19 protein-coding genes are annotated in these 19,050 nt (G+C 35.8%); 15 read left to right on the plus strand and 4 right to left on the minus strand.

The genetic code is table 11. The features are described 5' to 3' along the window. Positions 1-31 precede the first annotated feature (31 nt). Positions 32-1,324: a phosphopyruvate hydratase gene (gene eno, locus BW951_RS08920; protein ID WP_076391886.1), complete on the plus strand. Its 1,293-nt coding sequence runs from the start codon at positions 32-34 to the stop codon at positions 1,322-1,324. Between the two features lie 90 nt (positions 1,325-1,414). Beyond that, positions 1,415-2,701, plus strand: coding sequence for a citrate synthase (locus tag BW951_RS08925; protein WP_076391888.1), 1,287 nt, complete (start codon positions 1,415-1,417; stop codon positions 2,699-2,701). 108 nt (positions 2,702-2,809) lie between these two features. On the opposite strand, the gene BW951_RS22710 is transcribed toward BW951_RS08925, so the two are convergent. Next, positions 2,810-2,962, minus strand: a complete 153-nt coding sequence (locus BW951_RS22710; protein WP_175608801.1) for a hypothetical protein — start codon at positions 2,960-2,962, stop codon at positions 2,810-2,812. A gap of 352 nt (positions 2,963-3,314) precedes the next feature. On the opposite strand from BW951_RS22710, the gene BW951_RS08930 reads away from it, so the two are divergent. From BW951_RS08930 to BW951_RS08990, 13 genes are all read left to right on the plus strand, one after another. Next, the gene (locus BW951_RS08930) at positions 3,315-4,229 is read left to right on the plus strand and encodes a dimethylarginine dimethylaminohydrolase family protein (protein ID WP_076391890.1); all 915 of its coding nucleotides are present in this window, start codon (positions 3,315-3,317) and stop codon (positions 4,227-4,229) included. An 89-nt stretch (positions 4,230-4,318) separates the two neighbouring features. Then, positions 4,319-4,714, plus strand: a complete 396-nt coding sequence (locus BW951_RS08935) for a four helix bundle protein (protein ID WP_139326135.1) — start codon at positions 4,319-4,321, stop codon at positions 4,712-4,714. 91 nt (positions 4,715-4,805) lie between these two features. After that, positions 4,806-5,729 (plus strand): citrulline utilization hydrolase CtlX, encoded by a 924-nt coding sequence (gene ctlX, locus BW951_RS08940; protein WP_076391894.1) that lies wholly within the window; start codon positions 4,806-4,808, stop codon positions 5,727-5,729. 24 nt (positions 5,730-5,753) lie between these two features. Continuing rightward, complete coding sequence (locus BW951_RS08945; RefSeq protein ID WP_076391896.1) at positions 5,754-6,113, plus strand: S-adenosylmethionine decarboxylase family protein; 360 nt, start codon at positions 5,754-5,756, stop codon at positions 6,111-6,113. A gap of 3 nt (positions 6,114-6,116) precedes the next feature. Then, the gene (locus BW951_RS08950) at positions 6,117-7,592 is read left to right on the plus strand and encodes a DUF4178 domain-containing protein (RefSeq protein WP_076391898.1); all 1,476 of its coding nucleotides are present in this window, start codon (positions 6,117-6,119) and stop codon (positions 7,590-7,592) included. A gap of 3 nt (positions 7,593-7,595) precedes the next feature. Next, the gene (locus tag BW951_RS08955) at positions 7,596-7,793 is read left to right on the plus strand and encodes a hypothetical protein (protein ID WP_084196390.1); all 198 of its coding nucleotides are present in this window, start codon (positions 7,596-7,598) and stop codon (positions 7,791-7,793) included. Positions 7,794-7,804: 11 nt separating this feature from the next. After that, positions 7,805-8,020 (plus strand): DUF350 domain-containing protein, encoded by a 216-nt coding sequence (locus tag BW951_RS08960; RefSeq protein WP_076391900.1) that lies wholly within the window; start codon positions 7,805-7,807, stop codon positions 8,018-8,020. Further along, positions 8,013-9,527, plus strand: coding sequence for a polyamine aminopropyltransferase (locus BW951_RS08965; protein ID WP_076391902.1), 1,515 nt, complete (start codon positions 8,013-8,015; stop codon positions 9,525-9,527). The genes BW951_RS08960 and BW951_RS08965 overlap by 8 nt, the downstream gene beginning before the upstream one ends. A 58-nt stretch (positions 9,528-9,585) precedes the next feature. Next, entirely contained in the window at positions 9,586-9,930 is a 345-nt protein-coding gene (locus tag BW951_RS08970; protein WP_076391904.1) for a hypothetical protein, read from the plus strand. Beyond that, positions 9,908-10,210: a type II toxin-antitoxin system RelE/ParE family toxin gene (locus BW951_RS08975; protein ID WP_076391906.1), complete on the plus strand. Its 303-nt coding sequence runs from the start codon at positions 9,908-9,910 to the stop codon at positions 10,208-10,210. The genes BW951_RS08970 and BW951_RS08975 overlap by 23 nt, the downstream gene beginning before the upstream one ends. A 58-nt stretch (positions 10,211-10,268) precedes the next feature. Continuing rightward, positions 10,269-11,822, plus strand: coding sequence for an NAD(P)/FAD-dependent oxidoreductase (locus BW951_RS08980; RefSeq protein ID WP_076391908.1), 1,554 nt, complete (start codon positions 10,269-10,271; stop codon positions 11,820-11,822). A 63-nt stretch (positions 11,823-11,885) separates the two neighbouring features. After that, complete coding sequence (locus BW951_RS08985) at positions 11,886-12,911, plus strand: hypothetical protein (RefSeq protein ID WP_076391910.1); 1,026 nt, start codon at positions 11,886-11,888, stop codon at positions 12,909-12,911. 29 nt (positions 12,912-12,940) lie between these two features. After that, the gene (locus BW951_RS08990; protein WP_076391999.1) at positions 12,941-14,698 is read left to right on the plus strand and encodes a discoidin domain-containing protein; all 1,758 of its coding nucleotides are present in this window, start codon (positions 12,941-12,943) and stop codon (positions 14,696-14,698) included. Between the two features lie 60 nt (positions 14,699-14,758). Here BW951_RS08990 and BW951_RS08995 read toward each other — a convergent pair whose 3' ends face one another. The 3 genes from BW951_RS08995 to BW951_RS09005 all read right to left on the minus strand — a co-directional run bounded on the left by BW951_RS08995 (position 14,759) and on the right by BW951_RS09005 (position 18,792). Then, positions 14,759-15,586, minus strand: coding sequence for a GLPGLI family protein (locus tag BW951_RS08995; protein WP_076391912.1), 828 nt, complete (start codon positions 15,584-15,586; stop codon positions 14,759-14,761). Positions 15,587-15,596: 10 nt separating this feature from the next. Next, the gene (locus tag BW951_RS09000) at positions 15,597-16,445 is read right to left on the minus strand and encodes an alpha/beta hydrolase fold domain-containing protein (protein ID WP_228427524.1); all 849 of its coding nucleotides are present in this window, start codon (positions 16,443-16,445) and stop codon (positions 15,597-15,599) included. Positions 16,446-16,530: 85 nt separating this feature from the next. Next, positions 16,531-18,792: a TonB-dependent receptor domain-containing protein gene (locus BW951_RS09005; protein ID WP_076391916.1), complete on the minus strand. Its 2,262-nt coding sequence runs from the start codon at positions 18,790-18,792 to the stop codon at positions 16,531-16,533. Positions 18,793-19,050: the final 258 nt, after the last annotated feature.

Consider the following 19,050-nt stretch of genomic DNA (forward strand, 5'->3'; position numbering starts at 1 on the left):
TAAATTTGTCTGAACTATAAAAAAACGAACAATGAGTTACATTTCTTACATAGAAGCGAGACAAATTTTGGATTCAAGAGGAAATCCTACAGTTGAAGTAGATGTATTCACGGAAAGTGGTGCGATGGGACGTGCTGCGGTACCTTCCGGAGCTTCTACAGGAGAACATGAAGCGGTGGAATTGCGCGACGGCGGTTCAGAATATATGGGGAAAGGAGTTCTTAAAGCGGTTGAGAATGTAAGAGAGGTGATTGCGCCCGAGTTGGTAGGTCTTCCTGTATACGATCAGAATCTTATTGACCAGATTATGATCGATCTTGACGGAACCAATAATAAAGGAAATCTTGGAGCAAATGCAATTCTTGGTGTTTCTTTGGCAGCAGCTAAAGCAGCGGCAGCAGAATTGAAAATGCCTTTGTACAAATATGTTGGTGGTGTAAATGCAAACACGCTTCCTGTTCCGATGATGAACGTGATTAACGGAGGTTCTCACTCCGATGCGCCGATTGCGTTTCAGGAATTTATGATCATGCCGGTAAAAGCAGATTCTTTCTCTCACGCATTGAGAAAAGGAACGGAAATTTTCCACAACCTTAAATCCATTCTTCACTCAAGAGGTTTATCTACTGCGGTAGGTGATGAAGGAGGTTTCGCACCAACTTTCAAAGGAACTGAAGATGCTTTGGATACTTTACTTCAGGCCATTGAAAAAGCAGGTTATAAGCCGGGTGACGATATTATGTTGGCTCTTGACTGTGCCGCTTCTGAATTTTATAAAGACGGAATCTACGATTACAGAAAATTCCAGACGCCGGATGCCGCTCAGTTCTCAAGCAGCGAGCAGGTTTCATATCTTGCTGAATTGGCAGCGAAATATCCGATCATTTCAATTGAAGACGGAATGCAGGAAAACGACTGGGAAGGCTGGAAAATGTTAACCGATAAAATCGGAGACAGAGTACAGTTGGTTGGAGACGATTTATTCGTAACCAATGTTGAAAGACTGTCAAGAGGAGTAAAAGAAGGAATTGCAAACTCAATCTTGGTAAAAGTAAACCAGATCGGATCTCTTTCTGAAACAATGGCTGCGGTACAAATGGCGCAGAACAACAGATTCACTTCTGTAATGTCTCACAGATCAGGAGAAACTGAAGACTCTACAATCGCAGATTTGGCAGTAGCAATGAATTGCGGACAGATTAAAACAGGATCGGCTTCAAGATCAGACAGAATGGCGAAATACAACCAACTGTTGAGAATTGAAGAAGCTCTTGGTGAAACCGCAGTTTTCCCGGGCTTAGATGCTTTTAAAATCAAAAGATAATTAATCGAATTTATAAATAACGGCAAGCGAAATTTTTAGTTTGCCGTATTTTGTAATAAGTAGTATATTTAGAAAAAAATAAATTAAATAATGTCAGACAACAAGGTAATATTGAATTACGACGGTAATTCATATGAATATCCAATTGTGGATAGTACTATCGGAGACAGAGGAATCGATATTTCAAAATTAAGAGACCAGACAGGTCTAATCACTCTTGATTTAGGGTATAAGAACACCGGAGCTACACTTAGTGACATCACTTACTTAGACGGAGACAAAGGAGAATTATTCTACAGAGGATATCCGATCGAGCAGATCGCTGAGAAATCTAACTTCACAGAAGTGATGTATCTTTTATTACACGGTGAATTGCCTTCTCAGGATCAGTACAATTCTTTCGAATCAAACATTAAAAAATATAATTTCGTAGCAGAGGAGATGAAAAAAATCATGGATGCTTTCCCTCGTTCTGCTCATCCAATGGGAGTTTTATCTTCTTTAACTTCTGCGTTAACAGCGTTTAATCCAAAAGCGGTTAATGTAAACTCTAAAGAAGAAATGGATCATGCGGCAGAATTGTTAATTGCAAAATTCTCTCATCTTTGCGCATGGACGTATAGAAAAACTCAGGGATTGCCTCTTAATCACGGAGACAACAGCCTGAACTATGTAGAAAACTTCTACAAAATGGCTTTCAGAATGCCAAATCAGGAATTTGAAATCGATCCTGTTGTAGTAGGAGCTTTAGATAAATTATTAATTCTTCACGCAGATCACGAGCAAAACTGTTCTACTTCTACAGTAAGAATGGTAGGTTCTGCGCATACAGGTCTTTTCGCTTCAGTTTCTGCTGGGGTTTCTGCACTTTGGGGACCACTTCACGGTGGAGCAAACCAGGCGGTTATCGAAATGCTTGAACTGATTGAAAAAGATGGAGGAGATGTATCTAAATACATTGCGAAAGCTAAAGATAAAAACGATAACTTCCGTTTAATGGGATTCGGACACAGAGTATACAAAAACTTCGACCCGAGAGCAAAAATCATCAAAAAAGCTGCTGATGATATTCTTAATGCATTAGGAATTCAGGATAAAGCGCTTGATATTGCAATGCAGTTGGAAAGAGTAGCTCTTGAAGACGAATACTTCGTAGAAAGAAAACTATATCCAAACGTAGATTTCTATTCAGGAATTATTTACAGAGCATTGGGAATTCCTACAGAAATGTTCACCGTAATGTTTGCATTAGGAAGATTACCGGGATGGATTTCTCAGTGGAAAGAAATGAGACTGAAAGGAGATCCGATCGGAAGACCAAGACAGGTTTATCAAGGGGCTCCAAAAAGAGACTATATCGATATGGTTAACAGATAATCAATATCTTACTATAAACAAAAATCCTGAAGCTTGCTTTGGGATTTTTTTTATTTAATATAAATGAATATACACTTCTTTTTAAAGGGCATAAAAAATAAAACCTGCTTAAAAAGCAGGCTTTAAGTCTAATTTTCTGTTATGGACATTGACATCTATCGCAAGTCCAGAGTGTACATTTTCCTGTTTCAAAATCATATTCGCAGCAGCGTCTTGCAGCAGATGCTCCTCCGATAATTGATTTTTGTTCTTCTCTGCCAAGTTTGTGTGCTTTTAAAAGCACGGTTTTTTTTGTGTTCATGATGTTTTTGGTGTTTGATTGTTAATGTTTTATGTTTTAATTTCTAAAGAAATTATATCACTAAGGTAGGAATTTTAATTAAAACTTTTTACATTTTATCAAAAAATAATTCATAACCAATTATTGTGAATAAAATTATCTGATAAAATCGCTTATTTAAGTGAATAAGTGCTTTAGTCTATCAATCTGCTGAAGTAAAAAACTGTAAGAAGATTATTTCATAGATTTATATTGCGCAGATCGCTTAAAAACAGGACAAAAGTTTCCCAGATTCAGTCCTTTACTTATATTTGTAGCATTGCATAAATCTTTATGAAGCTAAATATAAAAAACGAAACGGGCAGGCTGAAATCAGTGGTTTTAGGACAACCCAATTCAATGGGAGCAGTTCCTACATTAGAGGAAAGTTATGATGCAAAATCATATCATTCTATCGAAAATAACATCTATCCGAAAGAATCGGATATCATCCATGAAATGAACGCTTTTGAAGCGGTTTTAAAAAAATATGACGTAGAAGTTCTTCGTCCGGACATCATTGCAGATTACAATCAGGTTTTTGCAAGAGACGTCGCCTTTGTAATCGATGATAAAATGATCATTTCCAATGTTATTGCAGACCGCGCAGACGAACAGGAAGCTTATAAAACGGTTTTTGAAAAAGTGGCGTGGAGAAAAATAATTAATCTTCCGGAAACAGCACACATTGAAGGTGGAGATGTTATTGTCTGGGACGATTTTCTGTTCATCGGAACATGTTTCAGTGAAGATTACAGAAGTTATAAAACGGCAAGAACCAATGAATATGCGATCGAAATTCTGAAAGAATACTTTCCTAAAAAAAGAATCATCGATCTGGAACTGAAAAAGAACGACAGAATACCGTACGAAGGAATTTTACATCTGGATTGTACATTCAACCCCATTGGAAAAGATAAATGTATTATTTACAAAGACGGATTTGTAGACGAGAGCGATTACCGCCTGATTATTGATATTTTCGGTGAAGAAAACTGTTTCCACGTTACAGCGGAGGAAATGTTTGAAATGTTCCCGAATATTTTTTCAATCTCTCCGGAAATCGTAGTTTCCGACAAAGCATTCACAAGAATGAACAATCACCTCAGAAACGAATGGGGAATGACCGTTGAAGAAATTCCATACCGCGAAATTTCTAAAATGGGAGGGTTGCTGAGATGCTCCACAATGCCGCTTGTTAGAGAGTAGGAGTGCTGGAGAGTCTGATGGTTTTAGAGTATGAGTGTATTTGTTTTTATTTAAAAAGTTTATATTTTTAAACTTAAATACAAATGATTATGCCGACTATAAAATTTCATCAGGATCTGCGGGTTTATCAGAAATCTTTTGATACAGCGATGGAAATCTACCAGCTTTCAAAAATTTTCCCTAAAGAAGAACGTTATTCTCTTACAGATCAGATACGAAGGTCCTCACGCTCAGTTTCAGCAAATATTAGTGAAGCATGGGGCAAAAGAAAATATGAGAAATCTTTTACAGCAAAGCTTACAGATTCGGAAGGCGAGGCAAGAGAAACTCAAACTTGGCTTCAATTTGCTTTAGCATGTAATTATATAAATGAAGAACAATTTAAAATTTTAAATAATCAATACAACCAGATAATCGGAATGTTAGTGAATATGATGAGTCAGTCACAGAATTGGTGTACATTTTCTTCAACAGATAAAAAATAAAAAGTAGCTTTCACTAAAACACTAAAACACTAAAACACTAAAACACTAAAACACTAGACTCTCAAACCCAAAACATCCTCAAACCCAAAGTATGCAGACAACAGATACAGTACTAATGATAGAGCCGATTGCATTCGGATTTAATGCAGAAACGGCAAAGAACAATTATTTTCAGGTAGAGCAGAAAGGTTTCGATACCCAGTTCAAAGCTTTGTCTGAATTTAAAGCTTTTGTTGAAAAGTTACGAAGCAAAGGAATTAACGTAATCACAGTAAAAGATACATTAGATCCACACACTCCGGATTCTATTTTCCCGAACAACTGGGTAAGTTTTCACAAAGACGGAAAAGTGGTTTTATATCCGATGTTTGCTTCTAACAGAAGAGTAGAAAGAAGAGACGATATCATCGAAACCATCAAAGAACAGGGATTTGAAGTCGCTGAAATCGACGACTGGTCTTTCCCGGAAACACAGGGACATTTTTTGGAAGGAACAGGAAGCATGATCTTCGATCACGATAACAAAATTGCTTACGGTTCGGTTTCTTTAAGACTGGATGAAAACCTGTTCAGAGAATTTTGCGAGAAGTACGGTTTTACGCCGGTTGTTTTTCATTCATTCCAAACCGTTGGAGAAGAGAGACTTCCGATTTACCACACCAACGTGATGATGTGTGTAGCAGATAAATTTGTGGTAATCTGTCTGGATTGTATCGATGATGAACTCGAAAGAAGCAAAGTCATTGAAACCATTAAAAATTCAGGAAAAGAAATTATTGAAATTTCTGAAGAGCAGATGCAGCAGTTTGCAGGAAATATGCTTCAGGTAAATAATAAAGACGGACAGAAATTTTTGGTGATGAGTGAAACCGCTTATAAATCCTTACATCAGGATCAGGTTTCAGCAATTGAAAAGTATTGTGAGATTATCTACTCAGATTTAAATACCATTGAAGTAAACGGAGGGGGAAGTGCACGTTGTATGCTTGCAGAAGTTTTCTTACCAAAAAAATAATATATTTGCTGAAAATACATTGAATTGGAATCATTAACCAGCAAAGGTTTACATATTCTTCTGACTTTGGAAACGGAGTCAGAAGCTTTGTTAATAGACGGTGACGGTTTCTTGGCATTTACCAGAGATATGCTCGCAACAAAAGACGTGGAAATTGTAGGAATTACCAGTCATATTTTTGAAAATAAGAGCTTCACTTCCGCGGTTTGTCTTAAAGAATCCCACCTCTGTATTCATACGTGGCCGGAATTTAAACAACTTACTTTTGATGTTTTTCTCTGCAATTATCTGCAGGATAACACAGAGAAAGTTGAAAAAATTGCAGATGAAGTAATAGAATATTTTAAAGCTAAAACCATTCAGAAACACAAAATTTACAGATAAAAAATGTTTTACGTTTGTCCTGCCTGCGAATCCGGAAATAAGCTGGATCTTACTTTCGATATAAAAGAATACGTCTGCAAGACCTGTTCTTATCTTATTGATGTCGAAAATAATAAACATCAGAAACACATTAAAATTCCTACAGAAAATGTAGTATTGGATATCGGACAGAAAGGAATCATCGACAATACAGAATATACCGTCACCGGAATTATCATCCGTAAATATGGGACAAGTATCTTTTGGAGAGAATATTATTTAAAAGATACAAAAGGAAAAGATGCTTTCTTAAGTGAAAGTGATGGTCATTGGGTTTTGCTTCACACTATTGATAAAATGGATGTGAAAAGAAAATCATGGAACAGTATTATTCTGGAATATGGAGCTGTAAGTTTCAGAAAATATGAAACTACGGAGTGCCATATTCATGCTGCCGCTGGTTTTTTCGAAGAAAGACTCGATTTCGGAATTTCTACTTACAAAGAATATGTAAACGGAATCTATATGGTTTCTGAGGAAAAATCTAAAACCAGCGTACAATATTTTTCAGGCAAACACATCTCAAAATACAAAGTAAAAAAAGCGTTCGGGATTTCAAATCTTCCCAATTATTCAGGAATAGGAATTGTTCAGCCGTTTTATGTAAATGTAAAACACACCATTAATATTATGGCGGTTTCGGCATTACTAATTAGTCTGATCCAATTGTATGTAGTCGGGACGAGAACCAATAAATCGGTTTTTGAGCAGGAGATTAATTTTGCAGATGTCCGCAATAAAGAAATGGTCAGTAAAAGCTTTGATTTATCAGGCGGTTCTGCCCCGTTAAAAGTTGAGGTATATTCCAATGTGGATAATTCATGGGCAAATGTCGGCTTAGGATTGGTGAACGAGAAAACCAACGAAATTGTGTTTGCTTCAAAAGACATCGAAGAATATCACGGTTATGAAGACGGTGAAAACTGGAGCGAAGGAAGGCGGGATGAAAGTTTTAATTTCTGCGGAGTTGCTCCCGGAAAATACCACTTTATTATTTCGGCAGAAAAACAGGAAACTCCAAAGGTTATGCCTCCATCATATTACGCAACCCAAGACGGAAGTTTAACCTTGTCCAGAGATAACAACGGAACCATTAATGTTACCAACAACAATACGATGGAAACAACGGCTTTCGGAGACTCTAAAATGATTAAGGAAGACACAATAAGCAGCCTCGGACAGTTTGTTCATCAGACTTTAGGAAAAGCGGATATCGACTCCCTTCTGAATACCAATCTTGCAGCCGGAACTACTACTTCTGCAGTCAGCGAAAATAAATCTGTTAAAATTAAGGCAGAATGGCTTCCTGTTTCCTTCAGGAATTTTGTGTTTATTCTTTTATTTATCATCGCGTTTGTTGTAGCAGTCTGGTTCGGAAGAAAATCTTTCGAAAGATCAAAATGGTTCAATAGTTCAAATTCACCTTACACCTATTCATAAACGATGGAAAATATCATTAACTACATAAAAGAACACTGGATTCTCTGTCTTATCGGAGTGTTTTTTGTCGGCTGGTTTACTTACCTCACTTTTGACGGCAACCAGTTCTGCGACTGTGAAAAAACAGAAACCTACAGAGACGGAACCACAAGAAGACATCACTCTTCCGGAGTGGGATATTACAGATACTATCACAAATAAAACCTAAAATTATGGATCAGATCAACTTTTTACCGGTCATCAATTCAGTCATTTATTCCTTCTTGGGAATTGCAATCCTGCTGGTTTGCTATCTAATTATTGAAAAATTAACGCCGGAAAAAACATGGCACGAAATCGCTCACAATAAAAATACTGCTTTGGCGATTATTTTCGGAGCATTTATCATCGGGATTTCAATTATCATAAGCGCAGCGATTCATGGATAAAAAGAGGATTCCTCTTGAACTGCTGTTGATGTTTTCGGTATTTGTCATCGCTACCTGCGGACTGATCTACGAATTGGTGGCGGGAGCTTTGGCGAGCTATCTTTTGGGCGATTCCGTAAAACAGTTTTCCTTCATCATCGGAGTCTATCTTTTTTCGATGGGAGTAGGCTCATATTTTGCCAAATTCATCAAAGGAAATTTAATTGATAAATTCATAGAAATTGAAATTCTGGTCGGGATCATCGGTGGAATAAGCTCTGTGGTTTTATTTATTCTGTTCAATACTTTGGCTCATTTTGAAGCCGTGCTGTATCTCTTTGTCTTTTTTACGGGATGTCTGGTTGGAGTAGAAATTCCGTTGTTGATGAACATTCTAAAAGACAGGGTTGAGTTCAAGGATCTCGTTTCAAATGTTTTCGCCTTTGATTATATCGGAGCTTTATTGGCTTCTATTCTGTTTCCTTTGGTACTGATTCCGCAATTGGGAATCGTAAAAACCCCTTTGTTTTTTGGCTTGGTTAATATTTCAATTGCCATATTTTTATGTTTCTATCTGAAAAAAGAACTTTCAAAACCAGTTTCATTAAGAGTTAAATCAATCGGAGCCTTTCTTTTGCTTGTTATTCTCTTTATTTTTTCGGACAGAATTTTATCATTTTCAGAAGAAAAATTATATGGTGAAAATGTCGTTTACACCAAAAGTTCGCCCTACCAAAGAATCGTTTTAACCAGAAACAGCCGCGAATTCAGATTATATTTGAATAATAATTTACAGTTTTCTTCAGTAGACGAATACCGTTATCACGAAGCGTTGGTTCATCCTGCGATGTCGATGGCTAAAAAGATTGATCATATTTTAATTCTCGGCGGTGGAGACGGTTTCGCAGTTCGTGAAGTTTTAAAATACAAAGAAGTAAAAGACATCACCTTGGTCGATTTAGACGGAGAAATGACGAACTTTTTCAGGAATAATGAAACGATGCGCCAATTGAACCAAAGTTCTTTATCCAATCCAAAGCTGAAAGTAATCAACAAAGATGCTTATATCTGGGTAAAAGAAAACTCAAAAAAGTACGATGTCATCATTATCGATTTTCCGGATCCTTCCAATTACAGTTTAGGAAAATTGTATTCCTTACAGTTTCACAAAGAGCTGGAAAGACTGACTACTTTAGATACAAAGATTGTGGTACAGACTACTTCTCCTTACTTTGCCCCGAAATCTTTCTGGTGTATTGAGAAAACAATTAATCAGGTTTTTCCTTTTACTTCCGCGTATCATACGTATGTTCCGTCATTCGGAGAATGGGGATTTTCAATGGCTTCCTTTGAACCGATCAACAATAAAATCTATCGTAAAATTCCGAATCTGAAATTTTATGATTACAATTTCTCACAGCTTTCTTACTTTACAAAAGATATGAAAACCAAAGATATCGAAGTCAATCGATTGGATAACCAGATTTTAGTACGGTATTTTGATGAAGAATGGGGTAAAGTTCAATAGAAAAGTGTCAATTATTTATTATATTTGTGTCATAAATTGATACTTAAATTGTAAAAATATGATAGCTGAAATTGAAAAATATATAGAAATCCAGAACAACATCGATCAGATTCTGAAAGATTCACCATTTAAAATTTCTTATATTATCGAAAAAACAGGGATCAAAAAGCCGACCTTTTTTAAAAAAATGAAAGAAAAGAGATTTACTTCCGAAGAACTGCTTTCTATTGCCAAAGTAATGGAACCTGTTTATAGAAATGAAACCCATGAAGAGATTCTTGAGTCTTTAAAAAGGGCTGAAGAAGATATTGAAAATGGCAGAACTGTTTCCTTCAGAGAATTTTTAGCAGAGAAAAGAAAAAATTTGATACAGTCTAAGAATGATAAGAGTCGAAATAACTGAAGAAGCTCAACAGGACATTGACAATATTGGAGAATTTCTTCTGCAAAATTGGAATGAAAAGGTTTTGTTGAATTTTTACGATAAGCTGGAGAATGCAATTACAATCTTAGAATCAGGAAAAGTCTTTTTTGAAAAATATGAAAATACCAAGTATAGAAAATTCCTTTTAACAAAACATAATACCATGATTTGTGATCTCAGAGCAGATGTTCTCTATGTTTTAAGAGTTATCAACAATTTTCAGAATCCCGATGACAATTACGAAAGCATCTCAAAATAACCATTAAATCTTGCCAACTCAGCCCACTCAATTTTCACGTAAAGATTTCCTTAAAACCATGTTCTTAGGCAGTCTCATTATTCCTTTTTTACACTATTGCAGTAAAAAAGGCAAATCGTTATTGCTAAAAATCACCGGAACCAATCATATTTTAGGGCACAAACTCTGGGCAAAAGATTTTCCTCAACCTACGGAAGAAATTCGCACAAAATACCTCGTTGTCGGCGGAGGAATTTCAGGACTTTCGGCATGTAGATTTTTCAGTCAGAATCAGGAAAACAATTATCTTTTGCTCGAAATGGAAAACCATTTAGGCGGAAACTCTTCCAACGGACAGAACAAATTTTCAAAATTTCCTTTAGGAGCCCATTATTTGCCATTGCCGAATAAAGAAAATACTGAAATCATCCAATTTCTGAAAGAATGCAGAATGTATCAGGGAAACGATGAAAACGGCGATCCGATTTTGGATGAATATCAGATGACTTTTCCGCAACAGGAACGGTTATTTTTTAAAAATTCATGGCAAAACGATATCGTTCCGCAAAACGGAATTTCCACAGAAACAAAAGCGGAATTTGAACGGTTTTTTAAAATGATGGATCACTTTCAGCATAAAAAAGATGCGGAAGGAAAATATTGGTTTGCCATTCCGGTTCACGATTCCAGCCGGGAAGATGAGGTTTTACAACTAGAGAAGATTATTTTCAAAGACTGGCTGAAACAAGAAAATTTTACATCTGAAGAATTACTCTGGCTGTTGGATTATTCCTGTCGCGACGATTACGGTTTGGGAATCAATTATGTTTCAGCTTGGGCGGGAATTCATTATTTCGCCGGAAGAAAAAACAACTGGAGCAAAAAATACAAAGATCAGGTTTTTACATGGCCGGAAGGAAATGCAAGACTGGCAAAACATTTTTCAAAATATATAAAAGAAAAATCTTTACAGAATCATTTGGTCTTTGATGTTAAGATCAATGATAACGATGTTGAGGTTTTAAGTTTCGACAATTTTCAGAAAAAGACAAAAAAGATCATGGCTGAAAAAGTTCTGTTTGCGACTCCGCAATTCATCAACGAAAGAATTTTCAACAATAAAAGGGCTGAACATTTTAACTATGTTCCGTGGCTTTTAACAACGATTACTTTACAAAACGATTTCGGAGGAGATGAAGAATTGGCTTGGGATAACGTAATCTACGGTTCTGATGGTCTAGGATATATTTATGATCAGCATCAGGATGTAGAGCAAATTATGGGTGAAAAAGTGATTACCTACTACAGAAGTTTTTCTACCAATGACTGTAAAAAAGCAAGAAAAAAATTATACGGTCTGAAAGAAGATCAGTTGAAAAGCCTTGTTTTGGAAGATTTAAAAAAAGCCCATCCTATGATCGAAGATTTTATCCTCGAAATGCAGTTTCACAAAATCGGTCATGCGATGATTGCGCCGGTTCCGAACCAGATTTTTGAAAATTCCGAAATGGCAAAACAGCCGATTAACGGAAAAGTTTTCTTTGCCCATTCTGATCTTTCAGGAATTTCAATTTTCGAGGAAGCATTTTATCAGGGATGGAGAACCGCAAAAGAGATGCAACAATTTGATTAATATTAAAATAAGAATTCAAACCTAACAGGTTTTTAAAACCTGTTAGGTTTCCCAAAAATAAAAATGAAACAACCCTGGATCCATAACGCAAAAACAGACGGCTGGTTTATCCTGTCGCCGCCTTTCATTATTTTGCTGATTGTTTTCTTATTTCAGAAACAGGTTCAGGGACTGGAAAATCATTATTCCTTTTACACATGGCTTTTCCTGATTGTTTTTGTGGATGTTGCGCATGTGTATTCTACTTTATTTAAAACGTATTTCGTTAAAGAGGAAGTCAGAAAAAGAAAACTGTTGTACTATGGAATTCCTGCATTGAGCTGGATTTTGGGATTGATTTTATACCAGTTCGGGAGTCTTACGTTTTGGTCGGTGTTGGCTTTGATTGCTGTTTTTCATTTTATCAGACAGCAATATGGTTTCATGAGAATTTATGCCAGATTTGAACCCAATAACTGGAGTAAAAAGTTGGATGAAATTGCGGTGTATTCTGCTACAATTTTTCCGATGTTGTATTGGTTTAAAACACCGAGAGCTTTTACGTGGTTTGTACAAAATGAGTTCAATTGGCTTCAGCATCTTCCGGATTATATTCCAGTCATTAAGATTTTATATTTCGGGATTTTAATAATTTGGATCGTAAAAACGGTGTATGAATTTGTTAAAACCAGACAATTTAATATTCCGAAAATTGCGTTAATTTCAGGGACTTATCTTTCGTGGTATTTCGGAATTGTTTATTTCAACAACGATCTGGTTTTCACTTTCCTGAATGTGATTTCACACGGAATTCCTTATATCGCCTTAATTTACATCAGAGAAATAAAGCAAAAAGAAGATCAAAATCTAAACCGTCTTTCTTTATTCAAATCTGCTTTCGGGATATTTTTGTTTATTCTCGTTATTCTTGCTTTTGCATTTTTCGAAGAATTTCTATGGGAAATATTGGTTTGGAACGAACATTTTTCATTACATCTGAATGTTTCTTTAGACTGGTTTCAGTTTTTAGTCCCTTTATTGGTCGTTCCTCAGCTTACGCATTACTTATTGGATGGCTTTATTTGGAGAAAACCGAAAAAAGTTAATTAATTTTGTCCTCAAAGTTAAAACATATGAAAATGCAGAAGTGCCTCCTTTCATTCATGCTTTTGTTGGGATTTTTCAGTTTAAATGCTCAGCAGAAGACATTTTGTAACCCGATTAATATCGATTACGGGTATACTCCATTCGAAGTTTTTTCAAAACAGGGAAAACACCGTGCTACGGCTGATCCGGTGATTGTTAATTTTAAAAACAAGCTCTTTCTTTTTTCCACCAATCAGGAAGGATACTGGTACAGCGACGATATGCTCGACTGGAAGTTTGTCCACCGGAAATTTCTGAGAGACAATAAATATACCCATGATCTGAACGCTCCTGCAGTTTGGGCAATGAAAGATACGTTATACGTTTTCGGTTCGACATGGGAACAGGATTTCCCGATCTGGAAAAGTACCAATCCCACCAAAGACGACTGGAAAATTGCTGTCGATACTTTAAAAGTCGGAGCATGGGATCCTGCATTTCATTACGATGAAGACAAAAACAAGCTGTACTTGTATTGGGGATCAAGCAATGAATGGCCATTGTTGGGAACCGAAGTAAAAGTAAATACCCTTCAGTCCGAAGGTTTTGTAAAGCCGACCATCAGGTTAAAACCGGAAGATCACGGTTGGGAAAGATTCGGGGAATACAATGACAATGTTTTCTTACAGCCTTTCGTAGAAGGAGCGTGGATGACGAAGCATAACGGAAAATATTATTTGCAATACGGAGCTCCTGCAACGGAATTCAGCGGATATTCGGATGGAGTGTATGTTAGTAATAAGCCTTTAGAAGGTTTTGAATATCAACAGCACAATCCGTTTTCTTACAAACCGGGAGGTTTTGCAAGAGGAGCAGGACACGGTGCAACGTTTGAAGACAATTACAAAAACTGGTGGCACATTTCTACCATTTTTATTTCAACCAAAAATAATTTTGAAAGACGTTTGGGAATCTGGCCTGCCGGATTTGATAAGGATGATGTAATGTATTGCAACACGGCTTACGGAGATTATCCAACGTATCTTCCGCAATATGCACAGGGAAAAGATTTCTCTAAAGGACTTTTTGCCGGTTGGATGCTGCTGAATTACAATAAGCCGGTTCAGGTTTCATCGACTTTAGGCGGTTATCATTCCAATTATGCGGTGGATGAAGATATTAAAACGTACTGGAGTGCCAAAACAGGAAATTCCGGAGAGTGGTTTCAGACGGATTTAGGAGAGGTTTCTACTATTAATGCGATTCAGATCAATTATGCCGATCAGGATGTTGAGTTTATGGGAAAAACGCTGGGCAAAATGCATCAGTATAAAATCTATGGTTCCGATGACGGTAAAAAATGGAATGTGATTGTGGATAAAAGCAAAAACACCAAAGATGTTCCTCATGATTATGTAGAATTGGAAAAACCTGCAAAAGCTAGATTTTTGAAAATGGAAAATCTGAAAATGCCCACCGGAAAATTTGCATTAAGCGGTTTCAGGGTATTTGGAAAAGGCGCAGGAGCAGTTCCCGGAAAAGTTCAGAGTTTTGTTCCGTTGAGATCTGATCCTAAGAAATACGGCGAAAGAAGAAGCATCTGGATGAAATGGCAGCAGAATTCCGATGCAGACGGATACGTCATTTATTGGGGTAAATCTCCTGAGAAATTGTACGGAAGCATTATGGTGTACGGAAAAAACGAATATTTCTTCACCGGAGCCGACAGAGCGGATGCATATTATTTCCAGATCGAAGCTTTCAATGCGAATGGAGTTTCAGAAAGATCGGAGATTTTTAAGTCTGAATAAAATATTAATAAACGCTTTGAGTTTTTCAGAGCGTTTATTTTTTTAGTAATAAAGAGAATATTAATTTTTTATAATATCCCACCTTAAAAGATTATTCCTTTTCTCTAAAGCTTTTTTATTGTTTCTTTCCACCATTCTATAAAATTCGGAATCTGATATTTCTTTTCCGTTACCGTCAAAAAAGATTTGTTTCAGATCATTGTTATCATTGTTCCGCCGCGGAGAAGGATTGTCGAAATAATTTTTTAAAATAGTTTTGAAAGAATTTTCTGTTACTAAAATAAGCTTATGTCTGAAATAATATGGAAGTTCTTTCGGATCTGAATTTCGAAGTGATCTTATCTCTACGAGCTGAAATGAAATTCCTTTCTTCTCGTCTTCTGCTTTTACAATTAACCCAGGTAAGCCATGGAGCAAATAAGGACCGTCCTGAATGGGAATATCAGTTGTAAACCAAACTGTCCATTTTCTGTTATATAATGTAGTTGTTGCTTTTTGAGCTAAAAAATTTAAAATCTTTTCTTTTTCAGGAAAGATTTTCCATTTAGGTTTTTTCTGCATGTTTACCTGATAATAATTCTGACAGCTTGTATACAATGTCATATTAAAATCTGGATAATTTTTTACAATAACGTCTAAATACTGAATTCCCTGATAAGGAAATTTATCTTTCGGTTTCTCTTTAATTCTTACTAAAGAGTCCTGTTCGGGAATATCGGAAGAATAAAATCGGGAACTGTTTTTATGAATATCAAGATTCAGAAATTCTTTTTTCTTAATATCAATATGCGTGGAATCTTCTGCGAAACTGTATTCGTAAACAAAACGTTTATTTTGAGATTTATATAACTGAGCTGTTATTAAAAGAAAAAATACTATTCTGTACATCTAAAGAATTTTAAGGATTTATATTCTTCATAAATCCCTCAATTTTATTGACCAGAAAATCTGCATTGGAAGACTGATCCCAGCCGAGATGATCTCCGGTAAATTCATAGGATTCATGATACACTTTATTTTCTGATAGAACCGAGTCCAGCGTTTTCTTTTGAGACAGTGGAACCACATGGTCATTAATTCCGTAATAAGAAAGGGTAGGAGCGGAAGTTGGAGTAATCCAGTGAACCGGACTTCCAAAGTCCATTAGCGTTGTTTTGCTGTCAACGATTTTAGGATCAATCAAATGTTTTTCTACGAAAGCATAATCTTCATAATTTTTAAATCCTGAATCGTTCAGATCAGTGGGACCGACGATATTGATAACCGCTTTTACCTTTCTGTCCGAATCAAATTTATAAGCATACAACATTGCTAAATGTCCGCCTGCGCTGTTTCCGAGAAGAATATATTTGGGATGAATTTTTAAGTCTTTTTCTAAACCATTCATGGCAATGGTAATATCATCCGTTTGACTGGGAAGAGCAAAACGCTTGGATGAAGCAAGCCTATAATCCAGATTGACAAAAATATGTTCAGGAAATTTTTTCATCAGATCATAAGTGAAATCCGTAAGCTGAGATCTTCTTCCGCCGCGCCAACCGCCACCGTGAATAACGACGAAAACGTCTTTATCTTTTAAAGAAGCTTTAGGAGTATAAACGTCCATTTTCTGTTCCCTGTCTTTTCCATAGGAAACATTTTTTTCTATGGTAAAAGCTTTTCCATTTCCGAAATCAATGGTGTTTTGTTTACAACCTAAAAGTGTAAGAAGAAATAAACCTGTTAAAACAATTAAACGACTCTTCATCATTGAATTTTAATTAAAAATAAAAAAACTCGCCGATTTCTCAGCGAGTTTACCACAAAAAATGATTTATATGAAGAAATGATTGTTATCTTGTTCTGTTTTTAATTTCGTCTGAAGCACTTTCGATGTTTCTTACTTTTTTCACTTTCTGGTTTCCGAAATTGTAAGTAATGCTTACATTAATGCTTCTTCTGTACTGGTCGTTTCTAATGTAGTTATAGTTTCCGGAAGCCTGTAAATCTTCAATTTCCACGACATTGGTTCTTAAAACATCATTCAGATTTACCGCAAACGTCCAGTCGTTCCAGTTTTTCTTAATGTTCAGATCTAAACTTGCTAAGTTTTTCAGCATACCAAGTTCTATCTGCTGTTTATCCACATAGAAGAAATTTACGCCTAAGAACCATGTTTTCTTTTTGTCTAAACGGATGGTGTTGTTGCTGGTAATCAACATACTTGCAGATTTTCTGTTGTTTACATAAGTGTCAAAAACCTGTCCTGTTGTAGGATCTGTATCTAATGTTCCGTTGTTGATGTTATACTGAACACCCGCATTGAAGTTTAATGTAAGATATTGCTTGAATAAAGATTTCTGAATTCCCAGCATAGCAGACATTTCCTGCTTGTCTCCGAAATTGGTTCTGATGTAGGCTAACTGAACTCTTTTCTGATTGGTTTTCGGATCGATATAGCTTCTCTGCAACGGAACCTGCGTAATCTGGTCTTTTTCATAGGTATGATTCAAAATCAGGAAATAAGAATTTTTGTACATATACGTTAACTCCTGATTGTAGGTAGAAGATGCTTTTACGAAAGGATTATTTTGGGTATAATTATCTTCCGTAATAAGATTTTTTACAGGGTTCAGTTCCCAAAAGCTTGGTCTTCTCATTCTGCTTGAAAAGGAATAGGAAATATTGTTCTTATCATTAATGGCATAATTGAAACTTAGATAAGGTAAGAGATTATTATAATTTCTCTCGATCTGTTGATTGGTTTCTACATTGTTTTTCCAACTATCTGCGGTTCCTAAGCTGTTCGTGATTTCGTATCTGGCTCCGATTTTTCCTGAGAACTTATCCGAAAACTTTTTTTCAAAAGTTACATACAGCCCATAAATATTTTCATTGTAAATAAAATGGTTAAAATCGTTTTGAGAAGCTAACTGGTTGCCGGAAATATCGTATGGATATGAATAGTTTTTGGTGTCATTGTCTGTTTTTGTTTTATTGTAATTTCCCCCGGCAGAGAACGTTAAATCGTTTTTAAATTTCTGAATATAATCTACCGTCCCTGAAAAATTGTTAATAACCTGCGGAAGATCCTGAATTATTTTGCTGCTGTTTTGTGTGAAGTTTCCTGCCGCATCCTGAATCAGCGTGTTGTTATTCGTGTACTGAAATCTTTTATAATTAAGATAAGCCGCATTCACGTTCAGTTTGCTTCCTAAAGAATCAAGCTTTACTTCATAGTTTAAATTTACAGAATTGTTATAGCTTCTTGCGTCCTCTTTATTTTTGGTTTTAGTATAAGCGGTTGAAAGTATATTGCCGTTAGTATCATATTTTGTAATCGTATTCATCAGATCGATCGTAGAATTGTAGCTTTTGTTTGCCCATGTATTCCATGATAAAGCCAGATTACTTTTGTCATTCAACTGATAATCAATATTCAGATATCCTCCTAAATTTTTGTTCGGATCATCAATATTCCCTACAGATTCATTCTGTACATTTTCAGATCGGTTTCTCAGAACGTATGCTTGCGGATTGATATTTTCGCCACCACTAAGATTCGCATTAATTCCCAGTTTGTCTTTTCTGTAATTTACGGAGAAACTGGCGTTGCTTGCATTGTATTTACTCTGGGTATTAGACATTCTCATGTTTCCGCTGGTTCCGTCGCTCATTTTTTTCTTCAGCACGATATTGATAATCCCATCGGAAGATTCCACCTGATATTCACTTCCCGGAACTGTAATCACTTCAATTTTCTGGATATTTTCTGCGGGTGTATTTTTCAGAAACTGAACCAGAGATTCTGCATCCATATTACTTTTTCTGCCGTTAATGTAGATCAGCGCATTGTTCTTTCCTGCAATTTTTAACGTTTTATCATCTGTTGTAGACAAAAGGGGAGTCTGTTTCAGAATATCGAACGTTGTATTTCCTTTTGCAATGGGAGATGCAGCAACATCATATACAAAACGGTCGCTTTGTTTTTTGAAAACCTGCTTGGTTAAAGTAACTCCTTCTATGCTTTTTGTTTTTACAGTATCCTTTTTAGTTTGCTGAGCGAAAGATAATCCACTGAAGAATATAGCTGCGATAAGAATGGGCGTTTTCATGTTTTATAATTTTAGAGAGTTTTTAATAGCTTGTATTTGTTATTATTTAACATTGCAAAGATATATAATAAATTAAGTATCTTGCAATACAAAGTACTTAAAAAGTTTTTAAATTAAATTTAACTAATTGATTTTCAGTTAATAAAATTTTACATTAAATTTTTTGCTTTTATTCCTTTGCTGTTAATAAGACAATTTTGAGCATGATTGTATTACATTTCAGGATGAAATTTCTGAAATGTCATGGTAGTAATAAAA

The organism is Chryseobacterium gambrini, from assembly GCF_900156825.1.
GTDB classification, from domain to species: Bacteria; Bacteroidota; Bacteroidia; order Flavobacteriales; family Weeksellaceae; genus Chryseobacterium; species Chryseobacterium gambrini.

What these genes read in the sequence shown, in the direction of transcription:
- BW951_RS08965 (WP_076391902.1), top strand. Translation starts at nt 8,013, where the DNA reads ATGGATAAAAAGAGGATTCCTCTTGAACTGCTGTTGATGTTTTCGGTA.
- BW951_RS08950 (WP_076391898.1), top strand. Translation starts at nt 6,117, where the DNA reads ATGTTTTACGTTTGTCCTGCCTGCGAATCCGGAAATAAGCTGGATCTT.
- BW951_RS08955 (WP_084196390.1), top strand. Translation starts at nt 7,596, where the DNA reads ATGGAAAATATCATTAACTACATAAAAGAACACTGGATTCTCTGTCTT.
- BW951_RS08960 (WP_076391900.1), top strand. Translation starts at nt 7,805, where the DNA reads ATGGATCAGATCAACTTTTTACCGGTCATCAATTCAGTCATTTATTCC.
- BW951_RS08925 (WP_076391888.1), top strand. Translation starts at nt 1,415, where the DNA reads ATGTCAGACAACAAGGTAATATTGAATTACGACGGTAATTCATATGAA.
- BW951_RS09005 (WP_076391916.1), bottom strand. Translation starts at nt 18,792, where the DNA reads ATGAAAACGCCCATTCTTATCGCAGCTATATTCTTCAGTGGATTATCT.
- BW951_RS09000 (WP_228427524.1), bottom strand. Translation starts at nt 16,445, where the DNA reads ATGAAGAGTCGTTTAATTGTTTTAACAGGTTTATTTCTTCTTACACTT.
- eno (WP_076391886.1), top strand. Translation starts at nt 32, where the DNA reads ATGAGTTACATTTCTTACATAGAAGCGAGACAAATTTTGGATTCAAGA.
- BW951_RS08985 (WP_076391910.1), top strand. Translation starts at nt 11,886, where the DNA reads ATGAAACAACCCTGGATCCATAACGCAAAAACAGACGGCTGGTTTATC.
- BW951_RS08930 (WP_076391890.1), top strand. Translation starts at nt 3,315, where the DNA reads ATGAAGCTAAATATAAAAAACGAAACGGGCAGGCTGAAATCAGTGGTT.
- BW951_RS08995 (WP_076391912.1), bottom strand. Translation starts at nt 15,586, where the DNA reads ATGTACAGAATAGTATTTTTTCTTTTAATAACAGCTCAGTTATATAAA.
- BW951_RS08980 (WP_076391908.1), top strand. Translation starts at nt 10,269, where the DNA reads ATGTTCTTAGGCAGTCTCATTATTCCTTTTTTACACTATTGCAGTAAA.
- BW951_RS08935 (WP_139326135.1), top strand. Translation starts at nt 4,319, where the DNA reads ATGCCGACTATAAAATTTCATCAGGATCTGCGGGTTTATCAGAAATCT.
- ctlX (WP_076391894.1), top strand. Translation starts at nt 4,806, where the DNA reads ATGCAGACAACAGATACAGTACTAATGATAGAGCCGATTGCATTCGGA.
- BW951_RS08990 (WP_076391999.1), top strand. Translation starts at nt 12,941, where the DNA reads ATGCAGAAGTGCCTCCTTTCATTCATGCTTTTGTTGGGATTTTTCAGT.
- BW951_RS08970 (WP_076391904.1), top strand. Translation starts at nt 9,586, where the DNA reads ATGATAGCTGAAATTGAAAAATATATAGAAATCCAGAACAACATCGAT.
- BW951_RS08975 (WP_076391906.1), top strand. Translation starts at nt 9,908, where the DNA reads ATGATAAGAGTCGAAATAACTGAAGAAGCTCAACAGGACATTGACAAT.